Consider the following 25365-nt stretch of genomic DNA (forward strand, 5'->3'; position numbering starts at 1 on the left):
ACCGGATGGACCCCGCTACAGCCGGCCGACTTCGGTGATCCGCACGGCCGCCGTGCCGATCTCGTCGGACTCGGCCAGGTCGACCTCGGCGGTGAAGCCCCAGTCGTGGTCCTCCGCCGGGTCGTCCAGCACCTGCCGGACCCGCCACAGCCCCGGTTCCTCGGTGATCAGCAGCAGCGCCGGGCCGCGCGCGTCGGGGCCCGTGCCGATCTCGTCGTGCTCCTCGAAGTACGGCTCCAGCGCGTCCTGCCAGTCGTCGGCGGTCCAGCCCGCGTCGCCGTCGAGCTGCCCCAGCTCGTGGTAGTTGCGCCGCGCCGCCAGCTCCACCCGCCGGAACAACGCGTTGCGCACCAGCACCCGGAACGCGCGCACGTTGCCCGTCACGGCCGGCGGCGCGTCGCTCAAGGAGGTGTCCGCGGCCTCGTCGGTGGGGTTGCGCAGCTTCTCCCACTCGTCGAGCAGGCTGGAGTCGACCTGGCGGACCAGCTCGCCCAGCCACTCCTGGAGGTCGCTGAGCTCCTCGGTCTTGGCGTCCTCGGGCACGGTCTGCCGCAGCGCCTTGTACGCGTCGGCCAGGTACCGCAGCACCAGGCCTTCCGAGCGCGCCAACTGGTAGTACGAGACGTACTCGGCGAAGGTCATGGCCCGCTCGAACATGTCCCGCACCACGGACTTCGGCGACAGGTGGTGGTCGGCGACCCACGGGTGCCCGCGCCGGTAGGTGGTGAACGCGGCCTCCAGCAGCTCGGCGAGCGGCTTCGGGTAGGTCACCTCCTCCAGCAGCTCCATCCGCTGGTCGTACTCGATGCCCTCGGACTTCATCGCGCCGATGGCCTCGCCGCGCGCCTTGTGCTCCTGCGCGGACAGCACCTGGCGCGGGTCGTCCAGAGTGGACTCGACCACCGACAGCACGTCCAGCGCGTAGGACGGCGACTCGCGGTCCAGCAGCTCGATCGCGGCCAGCGCGAACGGCGACAGCGGCTGGTTGAGCGCGAAGTTGACCTGGAGGTCCACGGTGAGCCGGATGTCGCCGCCCTGCCGCTCCACCACGCCCGCGGCCAGCAGCCCCCGGTACATCTGGATGGCCCGCAGGATGTGCTTGCGCTGCGCGGGCCGGTCCTCGTGGTTGTCCTCCAGCAGGTGCCGCATCGCGGCGAACGCGTCGCCCGGCCGGCCGATCACGTTGAGCAGCATGGCGTGGCTGACCTGGAAGCTCGACGTGAGCGGCTCGGGCTCGGCGTTCTTCAGCCGCTCGAACGTCTGGTCGCTCCACGACACGAAACCCTCGGGCGCCTTCTTGCGCACGACCTTGCGCCGCTTCTTCGGGTCGTCGCCCGCCTTGGCCAGCGCCTTCTCGTTCTCCACCACGTGGTCGGGCGCCTGCACGACGACCGTGCCGACGGTGTCGTAGCCCGCGCGGCCCGCCCGACCCGCGATCTGGTGGAACTCGCGGGCCTTGAGGTGGCGGGTGCGCTGCCCGTCGTACTTCGACAGGGCGGTGAACACGACCGTGCGGATGGGCACGTTGATGCCGACGCCCAGGGTGTCCGTGCCGCAGATGACCTTCAGCAGGCCGGCCTGCGCGAGCTGCTCCACCAGCCGCCGGTACTTCGGCAGCATGCCCGCGTGGTGCACGCCGATCCCGTGCCGGACCAGGCGCGACAGCGTCTTGCCGAACCCGGAGGTGAACCGGAACCGGCCGATCATGGCCGCGATGGAGTCCTTCTCGGCGCGGGTGGCGACGTTCACGCTCATCAGCGACTGGGCGCGTTCCAGCGCCGAGGCCTGGGTGAAGTGCACCACGTAGACCGGGGCTTCGCGGCCGTGCAGCAGCTCCTCGATCGTCTCGTGCAGGGGAGTGGTGACGTACTGGAAGTTCAGCGGCACCGGGCGTTCGGCGGAACGCACCACGCTCGTCGTGCGACCGGTGCGGCGGGTGAGGTCCTTCTCGAAGAACGTGACGTCGCCCAGGGTCGCCGACATCAGCAGGAACTGAGCCTGGGGCAGTTCGATCAGCGGCACCTGCCACGCCCAGCCGCGGTCGGGCTCGGAGTAGAAGTGGAACTCGTCCATCACCACCTGGCCGACCTCGGCGCCCGTGCCGTCGCGCAGGGCGATGTTGGCCAGGATCTCGGCCGTGCAGCAGATGATGGGCGCGGTCTCGTTGACGCTCGCGTCGCCGGTCATCATGCCGACGTTCTCCGCGCCGAACGTCTCGATCAGGGCGAAGAACTTCTCCGACACCAGGGCCTTGATGGGCGCGGTGTAGAACGTCCTCTTGCCCTCCGCCATGGCGGCGAAGTGCGCGCCGATGGCGACCAGCGACTTGCCGGAGCCGGTCGGCGTGCTGAGGATGACGTTCGAGCCGGAGACGATCTCGATCAGCGCCTCCTGCTGCGCCGGGTACAGCGACAGCCCTCGTTCCCGCGCCCACTCGGCGAAGGTGTCGTAGAGGAGGTCGGGGTCGGGGGTGGCCGGCAGGCGGTCGGTGAGAGTCATCGCAGGCAGAGCATAGTGGCACCGCCCGGCGGCCGATTCGCCCGAATCGGCCGGCCGCTGCTCCCCGGCGGCTTCGAGGCGTGCCTCGCGCGTGGTGCTCCCGGACCCGGGGTGACGTCGACGCGTCGACGCGGATCGCCTGCTCGCCCTTCCACCCCTGGTGGCACGCCTCCCGGTCGTTGCAGGTGACCGGGTGGTCGTGCGCCCGGAGGTGGTCCACGCAGCATCGACCGTCGCCTGGGCCGGCGCGGCGGTGGTGAGGGGGAGCGAGGCGGCGGCGAACGCCAGGACGGCGGCGGGGACGGGTCGGGTGGTGCGGGACGTGGTTCTGCCTCCCGGGACGGGTGCGGACCCTCCCGGTGGACGGGCCGGGTCCCGTCGAGGACAGGGATTTCCCCTCGTCGGGCGTCGCCCGCCCACCTCGCCCGACCGGACGACGCGGCCGGGGCGCCTTTCACCCGTAGGTGTGATCGGAATAGTTGTTGCATTGAGCTGGCCACTGCGCAGCACTGGCAACTAGCGTGGTGGGCGTGTCCGAACCGGTGGCAATGCACATGAGCGACGGCCTGCTGAACGCGCCGACCTCGCTGCTGTTCGTCGCGGTCGCCGTGGCCGGGGTGGGCGTGGCGCTGGTCAAGGCGCGCGGCGACCTCGACGACAGGACCGCGCCGATGGCCGGCCTGGTGGCGGCGTTCGTGTTCGCCACGCAGATGGTGAACTTCCCGGTGCTGCCCGGTGTGAGCGGGCACCTGCTCGGCGGCGCGCTGGCCGCCATCCTGGTCGGGCCGTGGGTCGGCGCGCTGTGCGTGACGATCGTGCTGGTCGTGCAGTCCCTCTTCTTCGCCGACGGCGGCGTCACCGCGCTCGGCGCGAACGTCACCAACATGGCCCTCCTCGGCACGGCGGTCGGGTACCTGACGGCGGTGGCGCTGCGTCGGCTCGCGGCCCGCAACAAGGGCGGCCTGGCCGCAGTGGCGTTCGTGTCCGCGCTGGTCAACACGGTGCTGGCGTCGTTCGGCTTCGTGCTGGAGTACGCCATCGGCGGCCAGGGCGGTGTCGCGTTCGGCACGGTCGCGGCGGCCGTGCTCGGCGTGCACGTGCTGATCGGCGTCGGCGAGGGCCTGATCACGGCGGTCACCGTGACGGCGGTCGCGGCGGCCCGACCCGACCTTGTGCACCTGCTGCGCGGCGTGCCGCAGAAGCTGGAGTTGCGGGCGTGAAGCGCTTCTTCACGGGGTTCGCGGTGGTCAGCCTGCTGCTGGCGGGCGTGGTGTCCTACTTCGCCGACTCGGACCCGGACGGCCTGGACCACGTCACCGAGCAGCACGGCATCGCCGAGCACGCGCGGGACCACCCGCTGGGCGGTGGGCCGCTGGCCGACTACGCGGTGGCGGGCGACGACCGGCTCACCGGGCTCGCGGGCGTGGTCGGCGTGGTGCTCACGCTCCTCGTCGCGGGCGGGCTGTTCTGGTTGCTGCGCAAGCGCTCCGGCACCGGGTCCGGGTGAGCCCGGGCCACGGCTTCCTGCACCGGCCGGGCGACTCGCCGGTGCACCGCCTCGCCCCGCAGGTGAAGATCGTCGCCACGGTGGTGGCGGTGCTGTGCGTGGTGGCCACGCCGCGTGAGGCGTTCTGGGCGTTCGGCGCGTACCTGCTCGCGCTCGGCGCGGTGTGGGCGGTGGCGCGCGTCCCGGTGCGGTGGTTCGCCGCGCGCTCGGTGATCGAGCTGCCGTTCGTGCTGCTGGCGCTGGTGCTGCCGGTCACCGGCGGAGGCGACCGGGTGGACGTGCTGGGCGTGGCCGTCTCGGTGGAGGGCGCGCTGGCCGGGTGGAACATCCTGGCCAAGGGCACGCTCGGCCTGCTCACGTCGTTGACCCTGGCGGCCACCACCGCGCCGCACGACCTGCTGCTCGGGCTGCAACGGCTGCGGATGCCGCCGGTGCTGGTCACCATCGCGACCCTGATGCTGCGCTACGCCGAGGTGATCGTGGGCGAGGCGAAGCGGATGCGGGTGGCCAGGATCTCCCGCGGCGACGACCCGCGGTTCCTGTGGCAGCTCGGCGCGACCGCGCGCGGCGTGGGCAGCCTGTTCATCCGCTCCTACGAACGCGGCGAGAGGGTGCACCTGGCGATGGTGTCGCGCGGTTGGACGGGCCGGGTGCCCGGCGGCGGTGGCGGCGGTGCGGCGGTCGAGCCGCAGCGGTCCGCGCCCGCGCTGGTGGTGGAGCGGCTCGCGTACGCCTACCCGGACGGCCACCAGGCGCTCTACGGGGTGAACCTGCGGGTGGAACGCGGTGAGCGCGTCGCCGTCCTCGGGCCGAACGGCGCGGGCAAGACGACGTTCGCGCTGCACCTCAACGGCGTGCTGGGCGGTGGTTCCGGCCGGGTCGAGGTGGCCGGGCTGCCGGTGGAGAAGGCGCACCTGAAGGAGATCCGCCGCCGCGTCGGCGTGGTCTTCCAGGACCCCGACGACCAGCTGTTCCTGCCCACCGCGCGGCAGGACGTGGCGTTCGGCCCGGCGAACTTCGGGCTGCGCGGCGCGGAGCTGGACGACCGGGTGGACCGCGCGCTGGCCGCGGTCGGCATGGCCGGGTTCGCCGACCGGTCGCCGCTGCACCTGTCCGGCGGGCAGCGCCGCCGCGTGGCGCTGGCCACCGTGCTGGCCTGCGACCCGGAGATCCTGGTGCTCGACGAGCCCTCGGCGAACCTGGAACCGGTGGCCCGCCGAGAGCTGGCCGAGGTGTTGCTGGGGTTGGACCGCACCATGCTGATGGTCACCCACGACCTGCCCTACGCCTTGCAGCTGTGCCCGCGCAGCGTGTTGATCGACGGCGGTGTCGTGGTGGCCGACGGACCGACGCGGGAGCTCCTGGCCGACACCGGGCTGCTCGCCCGGCACCGGCTGGAGCTCCCGTTCGGGTTCCGCCTGTGAACGCCCTGGATCAGCCCGGCAGGGGGGATCAGGGGCTGGTGCAGGTCACCGTGGGCAGCGAGTTGGTGCCGGAGAAGTTGGCCGTGAAGCCGAACTTCACCGACGCCTCGGGCGCCACCGTGCCGTTCCACGCCGCGTTCTTGACCACCACCTGCTGACCGGAGCCGGACTTGACGCCGCTCCACAGGCTGGTGATCGACTGGTTGCCGCCCCACGTCCACGTGGCGGTCCAGCCGTTGTACGCGCTCTTGCTGTGGTTCATGACCTCGACCTCGGCCTGGAAGCCGCCCGACCACGCGCTGCTGATCTTGTAGATCGCCATGCAGTTCGCGTCGCCACCCGGGGTGGTCGTCGTGGTCGTGGTCGTGCTGGTCGGGGTCGTGGTGGTGGTCGACGTGGAGGTGGTGGTCGTCGTGGTGGTGGTCGTCGTGCCACCGCCGTTGCCGATGCCGGTCTCCTGGCCGTTGCCGCCGTCGAACACGACGTCCGAGCAGTTGTAGAACGTCTCCGCGCTGTCCGAACGGGTCCACACCGAGTAGATGATGTGGCGACCGGACTTCCCGGAGGGCAGCTTCGCGTTCCAGTAGTACTTGCCGTCGACCGTGCCCACCGCGCCGCTGTCCGGCGGGTTCGTCACGCTGTCGAACGGCGTGCTCTCCAGGTCGCTCCACGCCAGCGGCCGGGTCGGGCTCCAGCTGTCCTTGGTGACGAAGAGGTGGAACGTGCCGGGGTGCGCGGCCCACTTGTTGTAGGTGAAGTTGAAGGTCGCGCCCGCGGTGAGGTGGGTCACCGGGTAGTCGTTGCGGGCGATGTCGAACCCGGAGAACGTCGGGTTGCCGCCGCTGCACAGCTTGCCGTCGGGGATGAAGCCGCTGGTGCGGCCTGCGCCGTCGGATCGCAGCACGCCGAACCAGTTGTAGAGCGCGTTGGTGCCACCTGCCGAGACCGCGGCGGCGCACGCCGGGTTCTGCGGCCTGATGTCGCCCTGCGGGGACAGGCCGTCCTTCCAGCACATGAAGGTCCGGCTGCCCGGGGTCATCATGGCGCCGTGTGCGGACGCCGCGGTCGGGCCGATCACGTTCACGAGCGTCGCGATCAGCAAGCCTGCCGCGCCGGCCGCGGCCAGTGCGATCCATCGTCGGGCCGTCACGTCGTTCACCTCCTCGTTGAGGTTCTGGGAGCGCTCCCAGGAACTGGCATGACTGTAACCGCGCGTACGCCGATCTGTGAATGGGCGACTACACAGTGCATCTCAGCGGCGCAGTCCGTGCCGCTTTACGGACGCGGTGCGCTACACCCGGACGCGGGTACGCCGCCTCGCGCGTTTCGCGGGGCGCACTGGGCCGTGCGGGTGACCGGCGGGCGGCGCCGGCTGGTGCGGCCCGCGCAGCACGCGGTGCGCCAGCGCGGTCCGCCGGTGCGGCGGCGCGCCCAGCACGGACGCCGCGAACACCGTCGCCACCAGCGCCAACACGCCCGCGAGCACCAACGTCTCCGGCGCGCCGATCCGCTCGCACAACCAGCCCAGCAGCGGCGCGCCCGCCGCGCCCGCCGCCGCGCCGACGGCCGAGTTGACCGCCAGCAGCCGCCCGCGCATGCCGTCCGCGGTGTCGAGCTGGATCCGCGTGCTCATGGTCGTGTCGATGACGACCGCGCCCGCCGCGATGGGCAGCAGCACGACCGCGAAGCCGAGCAGGCCCGGCACCAGCCCGCCGGCCACCTGGAGCAGGCTCGTCGCGCAGGCGACGACCAGCAGCAGGCGCACGGTCAGCGCCTTGCGCGCCGCCGCGGCCAGCCCGCCGAGCACCGTGCCGATCGCGAACACCGTGGACAGCAGGCCGTACGTGGTCGCGTCCGGGCTCATCGCGGCCATCGTGACCTGGTAGTTGCGGCCCAGGCTGGACAGCGTGAACCCGAGCGCGAACAGCAGGACCAGCCGCCCGCTCGCGGCGACGTACCGCAGGCCGGCCGTGACGCCGACCCGGTCGGTCGGGCTCTGCGCCAACGGGTGCAGCTCGTCGCGGCGGATGGTCAGCACGGCCGCCATCACGGCCACGAAGCTCACCGCGTTGATCAGGAACAGCGCGGGCGCGCCGAGCGCCGCGGCGAGCACCGCGGCGCCGCTCATGCCCAGGATGCGGCCCGTGGAGCTGAGCACCGAGCCGAGCGCGACCGCGTTGCCCAGGTCCTCCCGCGACACCACCTGGGCGCCGAACCGGCCCAGCGCGGGCCCGTCGAACACCGACACCAGGCCGGCGGCGAACGTCAGCGCGAACACGGCCCCGATCGGCGCGCCCCGCCACACCACGAGCGCCAGCACGGCGGCGAGGACGGCGTGCAGCGCCTGGCAGGTGAGGATGATCCGGCGCACCGGCAGCCGATCGGCCACCGACCCCGCCCACGGGCCCAGCAGCACCGACGGCACCGCGCCGAGCAGCACCGAGAGGCCGACCGACGTGGCCGAGCCGGTGCTCTCGAGCACGACCCAGTTCAGGCCGATCAACTGCATCCACGAACCGGTCACCGAGATCAGGTCGGCGAACGCCCAGCGGCGGTAGTTGCGGCCGCGCAGAGCGCGGAACATCGAAGCTCCCTAGAAGGCGATCCAGGGCTTCGACGTGCAGACGTGCCCGGGTGAACGGCAGCAACAGTAAATGTCGCTTTTCGGCGTTCAAACCCGGTGTGAGGTGAAAACCGTCACGTAACGCTCTGCATCGCGAGCGCCGCGAGCCGGTTGAGGGCCTGCTCCAGGTGCTCGTCGGTGATCTCGTGCGCCTCGCCGCCGACGGCCGCCGGGTGCTCGCCGCCGACGTCCAGGTGCAGCACCACCCGGCTGCGGCCGGGACCCGCGTCGTCCACCTGCAGCCACCCCGAGTAGCCGCCGCCCTCCAGGTCGCCCCACTCCAGCCGGCGCTGCTCGTCGTCCGCGGCCAGGTAGCCCTCGGCCTCGTCGATCTCGTCGCCCATCGACACGCGCCCGGTGACCCGCTCCGGCCCGCTCGGCTCCACCTGCAGCCCGTCGGGCAGCCACGCCTCCATCGCGGACACGTCCCGGGCCAGGTCGAACACCACCCGCGCGTCGACCGGGATCGTCTGCTCGTGCTCGTACTCAGCCATGCCGGCAGCAGTACCCCCGGCACGGTCGGGCTACACCGCCGCGGGTGCCATGCCCCCGATCGTGGCGAGCTCCACCCGGTCCGGGCGGGCCGGTCGCATGCCCGCGTCCACGCAGCGCCGCACCACGCCGGGGTGCTCGCGCAGCAGCCGCAGGCCCCGGCGGGCCAGCAGCGGCACCGGCTTGCGCGCCTCGGCCACGTCCCGGGCGAACCGGCGCGCGAACGTCACCAGCGCGTTGGGCGCGAGCACGATCGCGTCCGCCAGCACGCCCGCCTCGCGGCAGCCCGTCACCAGCCGGTCGGCGAACAGGCCCTCGGCGATGAACAGACCCGGCGCGGTCACCGTCCGGCAGCCCACCCGCCGGTCCTCGCCCAACGCGTAGACGGGCGCCTCGACCGTGCCGGTGGTGGCCAGCTCGACCACGGCGGCCAGCGCGTCGGCGGTGTTCCACGAGCCCTCGGCGTCCCAGTCCGGGCGGCCCGCCTCGTCGCGGGGCAGCAGCGGGTCGTCGCCCTCGCGGTAGAAGTCGTCGAGCCGCAGCACGGGCAGGCCGAGGTGGGCGGCGAGGGTGGACTTGCCCGAACCGGAGGGGCCGGCGAGCAGCACGGCGCGCGCGTGAACGGCAGGTGACGGCACGGGTACCGATTTTCGCACAGGTCCCGCCCGTCGCGGCACCGCAGCCGTGCGGTCGTCTTGTCCGATCGTGCACCGACGCTGCTCCGCTGTGCACCCGGTCTGGTCACCCGCGCGCGGGCACACCACGATGTGGTCCATGGTCGTCAGGGTGCGTGGTGTCGAGCACGCCAAGCAGATGCGCGAAGAGCTGCGGGACGACGAGCGCGGGTCGCGCGCCGTCGCGGTGCCGGAGGTGTCCGCGCCGACCGGCGCCGGCGCCGCGGGCGTGGTCGCCGAGGGCGGTGACCGCATCGAGCTGGACCTGGACTCCTTCGGCCGGTCGGTCTCGGACCTGGACCGGCTGCACGGCGTGCTGAGCGGGTTGCTGGCCCGCGCGGAGCGGGAGATGGAGCAGCCCCTCGGCGACGGCAAGGGCCCGGTCGCGCGCAACATGCGCGCGGCGTTCGGGCTGCGCGGCAGCGACCTCGGCGGCGGCGTGCGCGCGGCGCTGCGGTCCTACCTCGACGAGCTGACCGGGTTGCGGCAGGCGTTGCAGCAGGTCGGCCAGACCCAGAAGGTGCAGGACGACCACATCGCGCAGGCACTGGGGCGGCTGCGGTGACCGAGCGCAAGGGCGGGTTCTGGTCGGACTTCCACGACTACTCGCCGGCCCACCGCCGGCAGCACGAGAAGCGCGTCGCACTGCGCCGGGAGAACCGGAAGCCGGAGAACTTCGGCAAGATCAACTGGCGGGCGTACACGCACCGGCAGCTCTGGGACATGGTCAAGTCCGCGGACGCCGCGCAGATGGCCACCCGCACCTACGAGTGGAAGCGGCTGGCCGAGGACATCGACCAGGCGACCGCCGACGTGCGCAAGATCGTGCAGGGCCTCGCGCTGTCGTGGCGCGGGCCGTCCGCGGTGGCGGCGTCCGAGTCGGTGACGCGGCTGACCCGGTGGGGCGCGGACGCCTCCGAGCGCGCGTTCCTGGTGGGCGGCGGTCTCGACGGCTACACCACGGCGGTGGCCGAGGCGGCGCGGGCGATCCCGGAGCCGGTGCACCCGGACGCGGAGAAGTGGTTCGCGCAGGGTTACGACGTGACCGCGCTCGACGGGCCGCAGGGCTCGTACATGCTCGACCAGCTCCTGGACGACCACCGGCCGTCCAAGCAGGAGCAGCGCGAGGCGATGGACCGGGCCGTGCGGGTGATGGAGCAGTACGAGGCCGCCGCCCACGGCATCGGCCGCGAGCTGCCGGTGTTCGAGCAGGCACCGGTGGTGGCCAACCGGGACGCGGGGCAGTGGACGCCCGACGTGCCGCTGCCGTGGCAGGGGCCGACGTCCACGCCGCCCGTGTGGGAGCAGCCCGACCGGACCGATCCGGCGGACCGCCCGCCGTACGGGACCGGCACCCGCCCGGAAGGCACCACGACCGTGGCCGCGGCCGGCGGACCGGCCGTCGGCGGAGCCGGGTACCCCGGCGGTCCCGGCGGGTTCGGCGGTGCGAACCCCGGTCACGGCCCGTTCGGTCCCGGGGCGTTCGGTCCCGGCGCGGGCGGGGTGCCCGGTGGAGGCGTGCACGGTGGCGGCAGCGGTCACGGCGGGTTCGGGCCGTTCGGTCCGGGTGGCGCGTCCGGCGTGCTCGGCGCGGTGCCGGGCGGCGCGGGGGCCCGCGGCGGCGTGGGACCCGTGGTCGGGGCGGGCGGGCCGCAGGGCTTCGGCATGTACCCGCCGATGGCGCCGGGCAACCGCGAGGAGGACGGCGAGCACCGCAACCGCTACGACAACGGCCTGGACCTGCTCGACGACCTGCCGCCCGCGTTCCCGCCGGTGCTCGGCGAATGAGCCGCGGCTACCAGGTCGACCCGGACGCGCTGGGCGCGTTCGCGGGCCGGTTGGAGGAGGCGGCCGACGAGGTGCGCGCCGCCGCGGCCGGCCTGGCGGAACCGCCGGGCGACCTCGGCCCCGAGGGCGTCACCGAAGCGGTCGAGCACCTGGTGGCCGAGTGGGCGGAGGTGCTGCGCGGCGTGGAGCTGGACGCGCTGGCGGACGCGTTGCGCGCGGCGGGTGAGGTGTACCGGCAGGCCGACGAGCTGCGCCATGACTGACTACCGGGGTCTGGGGTTCGACCCCGCGCCCGGCCACGCGGGCGCGGTGGTGGCGGCGAGCGAACGGCTGTCGGTCGCCTTCACGGTCACCGGCGCGCCACCGGAGCGGTGGACGGGTGCGGCGGCGGACGGGTTCAGGACGCGGTTGGAGGCGGTGGTGTCGGAGCTGACGGCGGTGCGGCGCGCGATGCGGGCGGCGGCCGAGGTGCTCGACGGCTGGGCCACCACGCTGCTGGGCAACCAGCGGCGGGCCGAGGAGCTGGACGGGCGCGCGCTGGCGTTGCGCCGGGAGCTCGCCGACGCTTCCGACGAGGTCGACCGGACCGGGGCGATGGCCGCGTTCACCGCCGCCGACGGCGAGGCGCACGACCGCGCCGTGGCGCGGCACGACGACCTGCGGCGGCGACTGGACGACGTGCTGGAGGAGGCCCGGCTGCTGGAGCGCGACCACCGCGCGGAGGCCAGGAGGGTCGCCGAACGGCTGCGCGCCGAGGAACCGTCCACGGCCATCGCCGACACGCTGACCGGCTTCTCCTCCCTCACCGCCGAGCTGGCGTCCGTGCTGCTCGGTCCACCTCGACCGGCGTCCACGCGGGGTGCGGCGGCGGCGTTCCGGGCGGGTCTGGGGTGAGACTCGCTCCCGTGCCGGGGGTCACCCCGGTGGCACTCGGCACCCCCGAACGCACCGCGGCGGAGCTGTTGGCCGTCCTGCGTCGCCTCAAAGGCACCCGCGACCCCGGGCTGGAGGTGTCCGCCACGCAGGCCGCCGAGCTCGCGCACCAGCACGGCGCGGGTCTGCTGGCCGTGGTCGAGCACCGCGACGCCGACCCGGCGCTGCTGATGGCGGGCGTGGTGCCGGTCGACCGGCCCACCGACCCCGTCGAGCTGGGCTTCCACCTCGACGGCCCGGCGATCCGCGAGGTCACCCGCGGCGAGACCGCGACCGGCTACCCGGTGGTGATCGTGGAGCGCATCCCGGTCACCGGGCCCGGCGCCCAGCTGCAGGTCGTGGTGACCGACCCGGGCCACCCGCGGATCGCGGTGTTCACGCTGCACTCGCCGACCGGGCGCGGCTGGCTGGAGGTGGCGGGCATCGCGGGCCGGTTCGTGTCGGGCGTCGAGTTCAGCGGTGCCGGAACTCGCTCGGCGTCTGCCCGACCACCTGGCGGAACGTCCGGGAGAAGTGCGCGGCGCTGACGAAACCGCAGTCCCGGGCGATCTCCCCGATGCCGCGCGTCGCCTTCGCCGGGTCGGCCAGCAACGCCTTCGCGCGGTCGATCCGCAGGCCGCGGATGCGCTCGGACACGCCCTGCCCGTCGTCGAAGAGCTGGTAGAGGCGGCGGCGGGAGATGAACAACGCGTCGGCGACCCGGTCCGCGCTCAGGGTCGGGTCCGCCAGGTGCTCGCGCATGTAGTCCAACGCCTCGCGCCGCCGTGCGACCAGGGAGTCCACGCGTTCCAGTTCGGCCCGCAGCGCGCTGCGCAGCACGAGTTCGGCCAGGCCCAGCAGGTGGTGGGACAGGCCGTGCGGGTCGAGTGCGTGCGCGGCGGCGAGCACGTGCCCGACCGCGCCGGAGAACACGGCGCGCAGCGCGGCGTCCACCGGGACCTGTTGGAACATCAGCGGTCTCAGCTCGCCGAAGCCGACGGTGAGCCGTGCCTCGGCGACGGTCAGCAGCACCACGTCGGGCAGGACGTGCAACGCGCAATCGGGAAACCGAAGCGCGGCGCCGCTGCCGGGCACCCCGCCCGCGACCGTGCAGCCGACCAGCAGCTGGATGTGCTCCGGGGTGCCCGCACCCCCGCTGAGCGCGGCTTTGGCCGCCGCCGCGCCGGAAGCCCGCACAGTCAGGAACCCGCCGGCGACGTCCACGCCGAGCAGCGTAGCCACCGGTGTTGCCCAACCGGCCGCGAAAGCCGCCGCCGACCGCTACCTTCTGGGCCCATGGCGCGACGTTCGGCGACCGCGGTCGTCCTGTCCCACCTGGAGTTCGACCTGCTGTGGGAGGACCTGGGCGCGGGTGAGCCGCCCTACCCGCTCGAGGTGCCGTCGCACGGCGGGACGATGGACGAGCGCGACGCCCTCGGCTCCGAGGTGCTGCGCACGTTGACCGAGGCGGGGCTGGCCGACGGGCGGGACGTCTCGCCGGAGCTGGAGGACCTGTTCGCCCTGCTCGCGCACGGCGAGGTGTCCGTGGACGCGCTGGTCTTCCGGCCGCACCCGTGGCGGGTGCTGGCGACGTCGCGGGGCGGGCGGGGCGTGCTGGCCGTGCTGAACGACCGCGAGGTGGCGCTGGAGCCGGTCACCGACCTGACGTCGGCGATCACCCGGGTCGTCGGCGACGCGCCCGCCGGCCCCGGTGAGCAGGTGCGGATGCCCCGGCCCGTGTTCGCCGCCGCGATGGACGCCTACGCCCGGTCCGGCCACGCCGCGCTGGAGCGCACCCTGGCCGAGGCGGGCATCACCGGCCGCGCCACCCGGTCGATCACCACGCTCGTCGACTCGCCCCGCAAGTCGACCGGTCAACTCGCCGCCACCGGTCCCGCCGGCCGGTCCCGCGTCCTGAGCTGGACCGAGACCGCCGCGGGCCGTTACGCCCTGACCACCGAGCAGTCGCCGGACACCGAGTGGGTCCACCTCTCACCCGCCGACACCCCCTGGCTGACCCGCCACCTGACCGCCCTGCTCACCCTGGCCCGCGGCCCCCGACCGTAGAACACTCCGTACCCGAGCGTTCGACTCTCGGGACCTGAACGTTCGACACACGCGAGTGTCGAACGCTCAGGTCCCGAGTGTCGAACGCTCAGGTACCCCGAGTTCAACGCTCAGGACGTGAGCAGGTGCGGGGGGACGACGTCGGACAGGATCGACACACCCTCGGCGACGGCGGCCGCGGCGGCCTCGTCGGCCAGCGCACGGATCACGCCGGCCAGCTCGGCGGGACGCATCGCCAGCGCCTCCCGGCTGAACGCCAGGTCCACCGGCTTGCCGTGCAGGTCGACCACCACCGTCACGCCCCGGCCGGACGCCTCACGCCGGATCGAGTCCAGCCGCTCACCGAGCCCCATCACACCCGCCACGTCTCGGGAGTGGTGTCCTCCACCGACTCCACCAGCTTCGCCCGCACGTCCAGCCCCAACGCCGACACCTCGTCCCCGACCACGTGCGCCGCCCGCGCGTTCGCCCGCGCCGTCGCCGTCTCGACCAGCGCCAGGATCGCCCGCGCCAGCCCCGACTGCCCCAGCCGCAGCGACCGGGAGTCCAGCGCCAGGTCGCGCAACCCGCCGCCGGGCCCCACCTCCACCGAGATCCCCGTGTCCGGGTCGTGCGCGTTCCCCTTGATCACGGGTGCACCCCTCCGTAGAACGTCGCCGAGCTCAGCCGGTGCGTGTTGCGCCGCACGCTGTCGCCCGAGTTGCCCTCGATCAGCGTCACGGTCCCGCCGGACACCTTCTCCACGATCCCGATGTGCGTGCTGGTCGCCGGGCTGCTCGGCCCGCTGCCGAACAGCAGCACGTCACCCGGCTTCACCGCGCTCAACGACGTGTACGCCTTGCCGCGCTGCTGCCCCCACCGGAACACGTCCCCGGTGAACGGCAGGAGCGGGATGTCCACCCCGGCCTTGCGCCACATCGCCGTGGCGAACGACGAGCACCACGCCGCCGTCGGCCCGTACGGGTTGCGGTTGCTGCCGGGCGGGCTCTCCCGGGTGCCCAGCTCCTTGCGCGCGGCCGAGATGATCGTCCGCGAACGGCCCCGGGCCCGCGCCCTGGACGGCTTGGTCGAGCCGCGGGTGCGCTCGGCCCGGCCGTCCGCGACTCCGTCGTGCTCGACCTCCTTCTCCAACGCGCGCAGCTTGCGGGCGGCGTCCTCCAGCTCGCCCCGCACGTGCCGGACGGTCCCGGCGGTCTCCTTGGTGTACCCGGGCTCCAGGTCCGCGGCCTGCGCCACGGCCTTGAGCAGGGCGGCCCGCGTGCCGACGGCCTTGCCCGCGTCGAGCAGCCGGGTCGCCGCGTCGAGGTACTCGTCCACGGCCCGCCGCGCCCGCGTGTGCCCGGTCGTCAACGCGCTCGTGACGCCGGCGACGATCTTCTCCGCGTCACGGGCGGCGTCCGCGGTGACCCGCAGCTGCCTGCCCAGCTTGCCGGCCCGCTTCTCGAAGCCCTCGGAGTTGTCGCCCTTCCAGTGCTCCAGCACGGTCTTGGCGGCCTTGCCCTGGTCGTCGTGCCGGTCGGTGAGGCCGGTCGCGGTCCGGTGCAGCGCGTACTGGACCTTCACCGCGTCCTCGGCCTTGCCCGCCAACGAGTTCCGGTGGCCGATCATGCTCTCGGCGAAGTGCCGCGCCATCGCACGGGTGTCCATCAGCCCTCACCCCCGCCGGTGATCACGCGACCGCCCAGCGAACGCGCCACGTCGTCGTCCTGCTCCTTGTACGCGCGGGCGGCGCGGCCCGCGGACGTGGCGAGCGCGTCGGTGTTGTGCGCGACCGCCTTGACCTGCTTGCGCAGCGCCGCGCCGAAGTTGTCGAGCGCCTCGGCGAACCCGGACTGCTTGCCGATGCGGCCGAAGCTGTCGTCGGCGATCTCGCGCACCTCGCGCACGTGCCGCCGGCCCAGCGCGGTGAGGTCGTCGGCCGAGTTCCGGGTCCGCTGCGCGTAGTCGCGGAGCACGCCGGCGTCCACGGAGAACCCGCCACCGCCCCCTCGCGACCCGCCGCCGCCCCCGCCGCCGGACCCGCCTCGCGAGCCGCCGCGCTTCATCGCCTCGACGCCCCGCCGTGCCTCGTCCAGGTGACGCTTGTACGCCCCGTTCGTGTAAGTGCTCCACGGCGTCCACGACCGCCCGTCACCGGAGATCTTGTTCGCCGCACGCGCGTTCTCCGCCGGGTCGAACAGCTCCCGGTTCGACTCCAACCCGAACTCGCGCCGCCGCGCCGGACCCATTCCGCCCAGCATGTTGATCTGCCACAGCCCGTAGGAGTTGTCCGGCGGGGTGGCGTTGTGCGCCCGCGGGTCGCCGCCCGACTCGGCCAGCGCGACCGCCACCGCGATCGTCAGGTCCTGCCCGCGGAACCCCGCGTCGTGCGCGTGCCGGGCGATCTGCTCCGGACTCAACTTGCTCATGCCGCACACCCTGCACCGCGGGTGACCTGGGACGGAACCGCCGTTGCACGCTCGGACAGCGGCAGTGCACGGGGGAGCTACAGTCGAACACGTGAACGAGGGAGGCCTGTTCGACGACGGCTTGTTCGGCGTCGACCCGGAGGAGAAGGCGGCGCGCATCGCCGCCAACGCGCCGCTGGCCGTGCGGATGCGCCCGCGCACCCTGGACGAGGTGGTCGGGCAGGACCACCTGCTCGGGCCGGGCGCGCCGCTGCGCAGGCTGGTGGAGGGCTCGTCGCCCGCCTCGGTCATGCTCTACGGCCCGCCGGGCACCGGCAAGACCACGCTGGCCACGCTCGTCTCGCAGGCCACCGGCCGGCGGTTCGCGGCGCTGTCGGCGCTGTCCGCGGGTGTGAAGGAGGTGCGCGCGGTCATCGAGGAGGCGCGTCGCCGCCTGGTCCGCTCCGGCGAGGCGACCGTGCTGTTCATCGACGAGGTGCACCGGTTCTCCAAGACCCAGCAGGACGCGCTGCTGGGCGCGGTCGAGGACCGGATCGTGCTGCTGGTCGCGGCCACCACGGAGAACCCGTTCTTCTCCGTCGTCTCGCCGCTGCTGTCCCGCTCGCTGGTGCTGCAACTGCGCCCGTTGACCGACGACGCGGTGCGCGTCCTGGTGCGGCGCGCGGTGCGGGACGAACGCGGCCTCGGTGGCGCGATCACCGTCGAGCAGGACGCCGAGGACCACCTCGTGCGGCTGGCCGGGGGTGACGCCCGGCGCGCGTTGACCGCGTTGGAGGCCGCGGCGGACGCGGTCGGCGACGGCGGCGCGCTCGACCTGGCGACGCTGGAGGCGACGGTCGACAGGGCGGCCGTGCGCTACGACCGGCAGGGCGACCAGCACTACGACGTGACCAGCGCGTTCATCAAGTCGATCCGCGGTTCGGACGTGGACGCGGCGCTGCACTACCTGGCCCGGATGATCGAGGCGGGGGAGGACCCGAGGTTCATCGCGCGCCGGCTCGTGATCCACGCCAGCGAGGACGTCGGCATGGCCGACCCGACCGCGTTGCAGACGTGCGTGGCGGCGGCGCAGGCGGTGCAGCTCATCGGCCTGCCCGAGTGCGCGCTGAACCTGGCCCAGGCCACCGTCCACCTGGCGACCGCGCCGAAGTCGAACGCCGTCACGACCGCGATCGGCGAGGCCATGGCGGACGTGCGCAAGGGTGCGATCGGCTCGGTGCCCGCGCACCTGCGCGACGGCCACTACGCGGGCGCGGCCAAGCTCGGCAACGCCCAGGGCTACCGCTACCCGCACGACGTGCCGGAGGGCGTGCTGACCCAGCAGTACCCGCCGGACGACCTGGTCGGCCGCGACTACTACCAGCCGACGGGCCGGGGTGGCGAGCGCGTGATCGCCGAACGCCTGCCCAAGCTGCGCAGGGTCGTCCGCGGCCAGGAGTAAATCCATTTCCGATCCTGCCGCGTTCTGACACGGTATGGCCCGTGACGGACGCACCCCTGAACGGCCACGCCCTGCTCGACTTCAACACGCCGCTCTCGGACGCCAAGGCGTACGACCTGATCAACGGCCTGCGGCTGCGGCCGGGGGACCGGATCGCCGACTACGGGTGCGGCTGGGCGGAACTGCTGCTGCGGGCGGTCGAGCACCAGGCCGGGGTGACGGGGGTCGGCGTGGACAGCGACGACTACGCCATCACGCGCGGCCGGGGGAACGTGCAGGCGAGGGGGTTGACGTCCCGCGTCACCCTCGACCTCGCCGACGTCACCGGGTGGGACGCCGAGCCCGCGGACGTGACGATCTCCATCGGCGCGTCCCACGCCTGGGGCGGCACGAGGGCCACCCTGGAAGCCATGCACGCCCGCACCCGCCCCGGCGGCACCCTGCTGCTCGGTGACGGTTTCTGGGAGCGCTCGCCCGGCCCGCGGGCGCTGGAGGTCTTCGGCGACGGGGAGTTCGGCACCCTGGACGAGCTGGTCGACCTGGCCCTGGGCCGCGGTTATCGCCTGCTCGCCGTCACCACGGCCAGCCTGGACGAGTGGGACAGCTTCGAGTCCCGCTGGTGCGCGTCCCGGGAGCGCTGGCTGCTGGAGCACCCCGACCACCCGGAAGCCGCCGAGGTCCGCGCGATCGTCGACGACCACCGCGACGGCTGGCTCAAGGGCTACCGCGGCGAGTTCGGCCTGGCCTACCTGACCCTGGCCCGCCCCTAGGACCCCGGCCGCCTCGCCCGGTCGGGGATACCGGACGAGGCGGCCGATCCGTCACCAGCCGTCCGGCGGCGGCACCGGGGTCACGTGGTGCAGCGGGTTGGGCAGCGTGCCCGTCGTCGGCACCGGGGGGCGGGCGGCCAGGTCCCGGTAGCCCAGGGTGAGGCGGTAGCCGTTGAGCGGGTAGCGCAGGAACTCCGGCGCGGTGAGCGAGCCGGCGTCCACCCGGTCGGCCAGGTCGGGGAAGCGGACCCGGTAGGCGTCGACCTCGCCCCGGACCATGCCCCAGAAGCGGTCGTGGTCCAGTGGCAGCAGGGTCGACAGGGGGCGGAACACGCCGACCAGCAGGGCGTCCACGATGTACTGGCGCAGGACCGGCCACGGCTTGCGCGGCAGCACCGGGTCGTGGGCGTCCGGTTCCGGGCCGCGGGCGGGCACCCGGTCCACGGACACGTTCACGTCGTCCACCAGGTCGAACAGGGCGACGCGGACCGGCACGTTCTCGTCGTCGGTGATCACGACGACGTTCTCGCCGTGCGGGTTGAACGTGATCCCGTACGTGTACAGCACGTGCAGCAGCGGCCGGAACAGGACGCGGAGCAGCGCCGCGAACCACTCCGCCGGGTCGGTCCGACCCACGTACTCCAGCACCAGCGGCCGTCCGGACCGGTCCACGTGCAGCAGGGCGGCCAACGACCACGAGCGCTCACCGGGGCGCAGCACCACCGGCTCGCGCCAGATGCAGCCCATCGTCTCCAGCCACTGGTACGGCACCGCGCCGGCCCGTGACAACAGCGGGTGCCGCACGGTCACCGACGCGACCTCGCCCAGCAGTCGCGTGCCCCACTCGCCGATCAGCTTGTCCGACTCCCACAGCCCCGCGAGCCACTGCGTCACGACCGGCGCGGCCTGCGTGCAGTGCGGCGGGATGCCCCGGTACACCGACGTGTTCAGCACCTTCAACGGCAGCTTGACCTGGTAGCGCTCCGGCGCGTCCACGTTGACCATGGTCCGGACCGCCTGGGTCGGCAGGTACCAGTCCGGCGCCTCGCCCAGCTCCACGATCCGGCCGGTGGCCGACTCCGGCGCCCACAACGTGCGCACGACGTGGTCGAGCTGCCACGGGTGCACGGGCAGCCACACGTAGGCCGCCGGGTCGACGCCCGCCTCCTGCAACGTCTCGGTGAACCGCTCCACGGTCATCGGGTCCAGCTCGTGCGCCCGCACGCCGTCCTCGGACAGCGAGGACGTGCCGCGGAACTCCGCGAGCCCCCGGTGCACGGCCAGCCACGGCAGCCGCACGGGCGTGCGCACCTCGGGGCTGTGCCGCGCCAGGTCGTCGGCCGAGAACCCGACCCGGCCCTTGTTCGCGATCAGCCACGGGTGCCCGGTCAGGTGCCCGTCCAGCTCCGCCCTCGGCAACGACACCAGGTCCGCGGCCGGCCGCGCGGTCGCCGCCAGCGCCACGTCGGCGGCCAGGGTCGCGGTCACCTCGGCCAGGAAACCGGCGGTCGTGGCCGGGTCCACCCGCAGGAACCGCAACGCGTCCACCACGAACAGCCGCACGTCGTCGCACGGTTCCACGACGTCGTCGCCGAGGATCCCGGCCGCCGCCCGGCGCACCGACCCCGGCTCCACCCGCCACCCGCCGAACGCCGTCCGCGTGGCCGAGAACGCGTACACCGCGTCGTCGAACCGCAGCTCGTAGCCCCCGGTGGGGGTGAGCAGCCCTTCGAAGCACAGCTCGCCGATCGCCTTGGCCAGCAACGCCGCCGAGCACTCGCGCCACAGGTCAGTCAAGGTCGTCTCCAGGTCGCCCGGCGTCCCCGGGGGCGCCGAAGCTGGTGTAGGCGGTGTGCTCCGGCAGGCGGTAGACCTCGCGGCCGGTCACCGCGTTGACGATGGTCGCGTTGCGCACCGCGCCGATGCCCAGGTCGGGCGCGGCCACGCCGTGGCTGTGCAGGTCGGCGTTGGCCACGAACACCCGGCCGGTGACCGAGGGGTCCAGCGAGATCGAGTGGTCGAGCGCGACGACGTACCGGCCCTCGGCGTCGCGGTGGACGAACGGCTCCAGCGGTTGCAGGAACGGCGTCGGCGCCTGGCGGTACCCGGTGGCCGCCACGACCAGGTCGGTGCGGTGCCGGAACGTGCGGCCGGTGTCCCGGTGCGCGCACTCCAGCACCACCTCCGGACCGGTGGCCGACGACGACACCACCGTCACGCCGGGCCGCAGCTCGACCGGCGCGAGCCCGTGCTCCCACTCCCGCCGGTACAGCAGGTCGTGCAGCTCCTCCAGCGTCTCCGCCGAGATCGCCCGGTAGTGCCGCCAGTGCTCGGCGCGCACCGCGTCCCGCCGGTCCTGCGGCAACGAGTGGAAGTGCCGCACGTACGAGGGCGTGGTCATCTCCAGCACCAGCTTCGTGTAGTCCAGCGGCGCGAACACCGGCGTGCGGGTCAGCCACGTGACCGCCGGGCCGCCGTCGAGGTTGCGCCGCAGCAGGTCCCGCACGATCTCCGCACCCGACTGGCCCGACCCCACCACGGTCACCCGGTCGGCGGCGAGCGCCCGGTGCAGGTAGTCGGAGCTGTGCACGAGCCGGTCGCCCAGGCCCGCCAGCGCGGGCGGCACGGCCGGCGTGGTGCCCACCCCGAGCACCAGGTGCCGCGCGTCCACCGAGAACCCCGGGCCCGACACGGCGAACCGGTCGTCCTCCCACCGCACGGACGTCACCGCGTGCGAGAACCGCACCGGCAGCCGTGCCGCCGCCCACCTCAGGTAGTCCTCGTACTCGCGCCGGGTCGGGTGGAACCTCTCCCGCACGTAGAACGGGTACAGCCGGTCCGCGTCCCGCAGGTAGGCCAGGAACGACAGCGGGTGCGTCGGGTCGACCAACGTCACCAGGTCGGCCAGGAAGCTCACCTGGAGCACCGCGTCGCCGAACATCACCCCGCTGTGCCAGCGCAGCTCCGGTCGCGCCTCCAGCACCACGACGTCCAGGTCGTCGACGGTGGACGCCAGCGCGGCCAGCCCCAGGTTGAACGGGCCGCAGCCGATCGCCACGACGTCGGCGGTCACCGCGTCCGCACCATGAGCAACGCGACCTTGTCCGGCAGCAGCACCTCGCCCACCGGCTCGAACCCGCCCGCGGTGAACGACGCGATGGCCCGCCGGTTGCGCACGTCCGGCTCCAGCAGCACCCGCGTGCACCGCGGGTCGCCGTCGAACAACGCCTCGGTCAGCACCGGCAGCAGCCGGCGCACCAGCCCCTGGTCGGTCATGCCCAGCTCGCCCACGGCGACGTGCAGCCCGAGGTCGTGCGGCCGGGCCGGGTAGACCCGCGCGACCACGTCCCGCGCCGCCCGGTACACCTCCAGGTAGATCACCGGGTCGTCGTCGCCGCGGCTCACCAGCACCGGCAGCGAGTGCCGCCCGGACACCTGCCGGCGCAGCTCCTCCTCCCACCGCTCGCGCGGCCACGCCTGGTGCCAGAACGCGACCACGTGCGGCGCCTGCATCCAGCGGTGCACGAGGTCCAGGTCACGGGTGTCGGGGTCGGCCGCGCGGGCGTGCCAGCCGTCGCCGAGGACCGGCAGCGGCGGACCGGGCACGCCGGACAGGTCGTCGGTCGGCCGGTAGGCGTCGAGGTGGGTCACCGGGCGCACCTGCCCTCCCGCAGCGGGTTGGGCGCGTCGAAGTAGACCGACTGCGCGTCCAGCGGCGCCAGCACCTCGTCGATGCCCCCCAGCCTGGTCAGCAGGTTCGCCTTGCACGGCAGCACGTCCGCCTCCAGCCAGCGCCGGGCCAACCGGTCGCCGTCCGGGCCCGCCTCGGCCAGCGCGGGCAGCGCCGCCTCCAACCGGGACGCCAGCACGCCCAGCAGGTCCCGTTCGTCGGCCAGCCCCTCCACGCCGATGCAGCCGATCACCGCCAACGCCTGGTTGCGCAGCAGGTAGTAGGTGAGCCGGTCGTCCACGACCGCGTCGTCCACCACGGCCAGCGTCGACTGCTCGACGCCCAGCCGCTCCAGCACCCGCGGCAGGTGCGAGGCCGCCAGGTAGTAGCCCTGGTTGTCCCGGTAGCGCCCGCCGACGACCCGACCCGCCGGGTCCAGCCGCACCAGCGTGTTCTGCTGGTGCGCCTCCAGCCCGATGCCGGTCTCCGCGTACAGGCGCAGCATCGGCACCAGCACCCGGTCGGTGTAGTCGGCGACCCACTCGGCCGCGTTCAACCGCAGCACCAGCTCGCCCAGCAGGGAACGCCCGATGCCCGGCCGCGGCGCGACCATCCCGGCCAGGCAGCGCGAGTCGCCGATGTCCCCGGGCACCTCGCGCACGGCCACGTCCAGCCCGGTGACCTCGCCGCCCTCGTCCACCGCGAGCCACGCCGGGTCGCGCACGACGCTGAACTCCGGGTGCGCCTTCTCCGTGCCCGCCGCGTAGCCCGACTCCAGCAGCAGGTGGACCTCCGAGCCGCGGCGCAGCTCGGTCGACGTCGACTCGCGCCGGGAGTTGGTGATCCGCAGGCCGAGCGACAGCTTCAGCATCACCGGCGCGCCGGTCCGGTACACCGTGCGCAGGCTCGACGTCGGCGACCACGCCGGCCCGAACTCGCCCAGCGGCTCCAGCAGCCCGCGCGAGATCAACGACGCGATCCGCGGCCTGGTCAGCAGGTCGTGCGCCTGCCACGGGTGCGCGGGCACGAGCACCCGGCCCGGCTCGGGACCGCGCCCGGCCAGCGTGGACAGCACCGTCACCGCGTCCGGCCCGGACACCGACCCGTGCGACACGACCTCCTCGGCCGCGGAGAACCAGAACAGCGGGAACGACCCGCGCAGCTCCGGCGCGTACCGGGCGTTGTCGGCGTCGGACAGGCCGTCCCGGCTCTTGGGCGCGGGGTGGTGCAGGTGCCCGAGCATCAACCGCTGCTCGCTGTCCAGGAACCGGTCCGCCGGCCCCACGGGCGCACGGCGGCGGTGCTCCACGAACCCGGCCACCCGCCGCACCGACTCGGCCGTGCGCTCCACCAGGTCGGCGGTCGCACCACCCAGGTGCGCCCCGACGAGCGCCACCGCGACCACCGGGTCGGCCGGCCCGCCCGCCAACGTCACGGGCCCGAACCGGTGCCGCCCGGTGGGGGAGGCGTACCGCACGTCCGCCTCGAGCGGCAGCCCGAGCACGTCGACCCGCACCCGGCCGCCCGGGTCCACCGGCACGTTCCGCTCCCGCACCCAACAGCGCAGCAACGCCTCCAAGTGCGCGTGTTCCGCGGTCGACCGCGGGTCGCCTTCCAGCGGATCCGGGCTCATGCCGCTCCCTTCACGAGTCGTTCGGCGGCGGAACCGGCTTCGCGGACCAGGGCCAGCAGGGTCACCAGGTCCGCCTCCCGGGCGTTCGGGTTGAGCAGGGTCAGCTTCAGGCACGTCGCCTTGTCCACCACGGTCCGGCCGATCAGCGCCGCCCCCGCCCGCAGCAACGCCCGGCGCAGGCGCGCGTTCACCTCGTCGGCCAGCGACCGGTCGGCCGGCCGGTAGCGGAACACCACGGTGGTCAGCGTGGCCCCGCCGACCAGCTCGAACGACGGGTCGGCGGCGATCAGCGCGGCCGCGTGCCCGGCCAGCTCGTGGCACCGGTCCACCAGCGCGCCCAACCCGGCCCGGCCCAGCGCGAGCAGCGTCGCGGCCACCTTCACCGCGTCCGGCCGACGCGTGGTCTGCAACGACCGGCCGAGCGCGCCGTCGTAGCCCGCGGCCCGGTCGTCCTCGGGGTTGAGGTAGGCCACCGACCGCTCCAGCGGCCCGAACAGCGCCGCCGACCGCACCAGCAGCACGCTCGCCGCGGCCGGCTGCCAGCCGATCTTGTGCAGGTCCGCGGTCACCGAGTCGGCCAGCGCCAGCCCGTCCACCAGCCCGGCGAGCTTCGCCGAGAACAGCGCGCCGAAGCCGTAGGCGGCGTCCACGTGCAGCCACGCGCCGTGCTCGCGGGCCAGCGCGGCCAGCTCCGGCAACGGGTCCACCGAGCCGAAGTCCGTGGTGCCCGCGGTCGCCACGACGGCCACCGGCGTGCCGCCCGCCCGCAGCATCGCCGCCAGCGCGTCCGGCCGCATCCGGCGGCGCGAGTCCACCGACACCGTGCGCACGGCCCGTTCGCCGATGCCCAGCACCGCGCACGCCCGCGCCACCGAGAAGTGCGCCAGCTCCGAGCAGAACACCACCGGGTCGGGCAGCGCGGACACGCCGTCGGACCGCACGTCCACGCCGAGGCGGGCCGCGGCCGCGTCCCGGGCCAGCAGCAGCGCGGTGAGGTTCGACAGCGTGCCGCCGGGGGTGAACACGCCGTCGGCGCCGGTGTCGAACCCGGCCAGCCGGGCCAGCGCCGCCACCACCCACCGCTCCACGGCCAGGGCGGCCGGCCCGGAGTCGTAGGTGTCCAGCGAGGCGTTGGACGCGCCGGCCAGCGCGTCCGCCGTCACGGCCACGGCCAGCGGCGGCGGTTGCAGGTGGGCCGCGGCGAACGGGCTGGTCAGGTCGATCCCGCCGTCGGTGAGCACGGTCGTGACGCGGGCCAGCGCGGCGTCGGCGCCGATGCCGTGCTCGGGCACCTCGCCCAGCACCCGGCGGGCGTGGGCCAGCACGTCGGCGGGCTCGCCCGGCGGTACCGGCCGGCCGGAGGGACTGACGGCGAACACGGCACCTCCGGCATTCGACTAAGGCTAGGCTTACCTCATCTACTCGGCGTGGTGGTGTCAAGCCCTCCGTGACCATCC

The 25365-nt window shown here is 73.9% G+C and carries 26 protein-coding genes and 1 pseudogene; 12 read left to right on the forward strand and 15 right to left on the reverse strand.

All coding sequences use genetic code 11. The features are described 5' to 3' along the window. Positions 1–15 precede the first annotated feature (15 nt). Positions 16–2499: a DEAD/DEAH box helicase gene (locus FHX81_RS32470; protein ID WP_141982340.1), complete on the reverse strand. Its 2484-nt coding sequence runs from the start codon at positions 2497–2499 to the stop codon at positions 16–18. Between the two features lie 530 nt (positions 2500–3029). On the opposite strand from FHX81_RS32470, the gene FHX81_RS32475 reads away from it, so the two are divergent. The 4 genes and pseudogenes from FHX81_RS32475 (at position 3030) to FHX81_RS40890 (ending at position 5430) form a co-directional block, all read left to right on the forward strand. Continuing rightward, a complete protein-coding gene (locus FHX81_RS32475; RefSeq protein ID WP_141982342.1) occupies positions 3030–3719 on the forward strand; it encodes an energy-coupling factor ABC transporter permease in 690 nt (229 codons plus the stop codon). Beyond that, the gene (locus FHX81_RS40885; RefSeq protein WP_170232250.1) at positions 3716–4006 is read left to right on the forward strand and encodes a PDGLE domain-containing protein; all 291 of its coding nucleotides are present in this window, start codon (positions 3716–3718) and stop codon (positions 4004–4006) included. Before FHX81_RS32475 ends, FHX81_RS40885 begins: the two co-directional genes overlap by 4 nt. Positions 4007–4095: 89 nt before the next feature. Next, positions 4096–4593 (forward strand): annotated as a pseudogene (locus tag FHX81_RS42300) (energy-coupling factor transporter transmembrane component T family protein); the annotation flags it as partial. A 36-nt stretch (positions 4594–4629) separates the two neighbouring features. Beyond that, complete coding sequence (locus tag FHX81_RS40890) at positions 4630–5430, forward strand: ATP-binding cassette domain-containing protein (protein ID WP_170232484.1); 801 nt, start codon at positions 4630–4632, stop codon at positions 5428–5430. A gap of 28 nt (positions 5431–5458) precedes the next feature. Here FHX81_RS40890 and FHX81_RS32485 read toward each other — a convergent pair whose 3' ends face one another. The 4 genes from FHX81_RS32485 to FHX81_RS32500 form a co-directional block, all read right to left on the reverse strand. Beyond that, complete coding sequence (locus FHX81_RS32485; protein WP_246108081.1) at positions 5459–6580, reverse strand: lytic polysaccharide monooxygenase; 1122 nt, start codon at positions 6578–6580, stop codon at positions 5459–5461. Between the two features lie 141 nt (positions 6581–6721). Further along, complete coding sequence (locus tag FHX81_RS32490; protein WP_141982347.1) at positions 6722–8014, reverse strand: MFS transporter; 1293 nt, start codon at positions 8012–8014, stop codon at positions 6722–6724. Between the two features lie 113 nt (positions 8015–8127). Further along, entirely contained in the window at positions 8128–8547 is a 420-nt protein-coding gene (locus tag FHX81_RS32495; protein ID WP_141982349.1) for an SRPBCC family protein, read from the reverse strand. Between the two features lie 30 nt (positions 8548–8577). Then, positions 8578–9183, reverse strand: coding sequence for a uridine kinase family protein (locus FHX81_RS32500; RefSeq protein WP_246108082.1), 606 nt, complete (start codon positions 9181–9183; stop codon positions 8578–8580). Positions 9184–9319: 136 nt separating this feature from the next. Between FHX81_RS32500 and FHX81_RS32505 the strand changes: the two genes are divergently transcribed. Genes FHX81_RS32505 through FHX81_RS32525 form a run of 5 tightly spaced genes read left to right on the forward strand, consistent with a single transcriptional unit; the run spans position 9320 to position 12467 of the window. Then, a complete protein-coding gene (locus FHX81_RS32505; protein WP_141982353.1) occupies positions 9320–9784 on the forward strand; it encodes a hypothetical protein in 465 nt (154 codons plus the stop codon). After that, entirely contained in the window at positions 9781–11007 is a 1227-nt protein-coding gene (locus tag FHX81_RS32510) for a PPE domain-containing protein (protein ID WP_141982354.1), read from the forward strand. The genes FHX81_RS32505 and FHX81_RS32510 overlap by 4 nt, the downstream gene beginning before the upstream one ends. Continuing rightward, positions 11004–11270, forward strand: coding sequence for a hypothetical protein (locus FHX81_RS32515; RefSeq protein ID WP_141982356.1), 267 nt, complete (start codon positions 11004–11006; stop codon positions 11268–11270). Before FHX81_RS32510 ends, FHX81_RS32515 begins: the two co-directional genes overlap by 4 nt. Beyond that, complete coding sequence (locus tag FHX81_RS40895; protein WP_170232251.1) at positions 11263–11901, forward strand: hypothetical protein; 639 nt, start codon at positions 11263–11265, stop codon at positions 11899–11901. The genes FHX81_RS32515 and FHX81_RS40895 overlap by 8 nt, the downstream gene beginning before the upstream one ends. Before the next feature lie 11 nt (positions 11902–11912). Next, positions 11913–12467 carry a hypothetical protein gene (locus FHX81_RS32525; protein WP_141982358.1) on the forward strand — a complete coding sequence of 185 codons (555 nt, stop codon included), beginning with the start codon at positions 11913–11915 and terminating at the stop codon, positions 12465–12467. On the opposite strand, the gene FHX81_RS32530 is transcribed toward FHX81_RS32525, so the two are convergent. Beyond that, positions 12394–13161, reverse strand: coding sequence for a helix-turn-helix transcriptional regulator (locus tag FHX81_RS32530; RefSeq protein ID WP_141982360.1), 768 nt, complete (start codon positions 13159–13161; stop codon positions 12394–12396). The genes FHX81_RS32525 and FHX81_RS32530 overlap by 74 nt on opposite strands. 54 nt (positions 13162–13215) lie before the next feature. Here FHX81_RS32530 and FHX81_RS32535 point away from each other — a divergent pair, with 54 nt between their 5' ends. Further along, entirely contained in the window at positions 13216–13986 is a 771-nt protein-coding gene (locus tag FHX81_RS32535; RefSeq protein ID WP_141982361.1) for an ESX secretion-associated protein EspG, read from the forward strand. 110 nt (positions 13987–14096) lie between these two features. On the opposite strand, the gene FHX81_RS32540 is transcribed toward FHX81_RS32535, so the two are convergent. The 4 genes from FHX81_RS32540 to FHX81_RS32555 are packed head-to-tail and all read right to left on the reverse strand — an operon-like array spanning position 14097 to position 16394. Then, positions 14097–14342, reverse strand: a complete 246-nt coding sequence (locus FHX81_RS32540) for a hypothetical protein (RefSeq protein WP_211363620.1) — start codon at positions 14340–14342, stop codon at positions 14097–14099. Further along, positions 14339–14617, reverse strand: a complete 279-nt coding sequence (locus FHX81_RS32545; protein WP_246108083.1) for a YbaB/EbfC family DNA-binding protein — start codon at positions 14615–14617, stop codon at positions 14339–14341. Before FHX81_RS32545 ends, FHX81_RS32540 begins: the two co-directional genes overlap by 4 nt. Continuing rightward, on the reverse strand, positions 14614–15633 hold the full coding sequence (locus FHX81_RS32550; RefSeq protein WP_141982364.1) for a CHAP domain-containing protein: 1020 nt from the start codon (positions 15631–15633) through the stop codon (positions 14614–14616). The genes FHX81_RS32545 and FHX81_RS32550 overlap by 4 nt, the downstream gene beginning before the upstream one ends. Next, entirely contained in the window at positions 15633–16394 is a 762-nt protein-coding gene (locus FHX81_RS32555; RefSeq protein ID WP_141982366.1) for a type VII secretion target, read from the reverse strand. The genes FHX81_RS32550 and FHX81_RS32555 overlap by 1 nt, the downstream gene beginning before the upstream one ends. Positions 16395–16500: 106 nt before the next feature. Between FHX81_RS32555 and FHX81_RS32560 the strand changes: the two genes are divergently transcribed. Continuing rightward, the gene (locus FHX81_RS32560; RefSeq protein ID WP_425473899.1) at positions 16501–17835 is read left to right on the forward strand and encodes a replication-associated recombination protein A; all 1335 of its coding nucleotides are present in this window, start codon (positions 16501–16503) and stop codon (positions 17833–17835) included. A gap of 41 nt (positions 17836–17876) precedes the next feature. Further along, on the forward strand, positions 17877–18605 hold the full coding sequence (locus tag FHX81_RS32565) for an SAM-dependent methyltransferase (protein WP_246108084.1): 729 nt from the start codon (positions 17877–17879) through the stop codon (positions 18603–18605). A gap of 51 nt (positions 18606–18656) precedes the next feature. Here FHX81_RS32565 and FHX81_RS32570 read toward each other — a convergent pair whose 3' ends face one another. Genes FHX81_RS32570 through FHX81_RS32590 form a run of 5 tightly spaced genes read right to left on the reverse strand, consistent with a single transcriptional unit; the run spans position 18657 to position 25287 of the window. After that, positions 18657–20402: an IucA/IucC family protein gene (locus FHX81_RS32570; protein ID WP_246108085.1), complete on the reverse strand. Its 1746-nt coding sequence runs from the start codon at positions 20400–20402 to the stop codon at positions 18657–18659. Next, positions 20395–21678, reverse strand: a complete 1284-nt coding sequence (locus FHX81_RS32575; protein ID WP_211363622.1) for a lysine N(6)-hydroxylase/L-ornithine N(5)-oxygenase family protein — start codon at positions 21676–21678, stop codon at positions 20395–20397. Before FHX81_RS32575 ends, FHX81_RS32570 begins: the two co-directional genes overlap by 8 nt. Then, positions 21675–22256: a GNAT family N-acetyltransferase gene (locus tag FHX81_RS32580; RefSeq protein WP_141982372.1), complete on the reverse strand. Its 582-nt coding sequence runs from the start codon at positions 22254–22256 to the stop codon at positions 21675–21677. Before FHX81_RS32580 ends, FHX81_RS32575 begins: the two co-directional genes overlap by 4 nt. Then, positions 22253–23908 (reverse strand): IucA/IucC family protein, encoded by a 1656-nt coding sequence (locus FHX81_RS32585; RefSeq protein ID WP_141982374.1) that lies wholly within the window; start codon positions 23906–23908, stop codon positions 22253–22255. Before FHX81_RS32585 ends, FHX81_RS32580 begins: the two co-directional genes overlap by 4 nt. Further along, the gene (locus FHX81_RS32590; RefSeq protein WP_141982376.1) at positions 23905–25287 is read right to left on the reverse strand and encodes a pyridoxal phosphate-dependent decarboxylase family protein; all 1383 of its coding nucleotides are present in this window, start codon (positions 25285–25287) and stop codon (positions 23905–23907) included. The genes FHX81_RS32585 and FHX81_RS32590 overlap by 4 nt, the downstream gene beginning before the upstream one ends. Positions 25288–25365 lie beyond the last annotated feature (78 nt).

The sequence above is a fragment of the Saccharothrix saharensis genome, assembly GCF_006716745.1.
Taxonomy (GTDB): domain Bacteria; phylum Actinomycetota; class Actinomycetes; order Mycobacteriales; family Pseudonocardiaceae; genus Actinosynnema; species Actinosynnema saharense.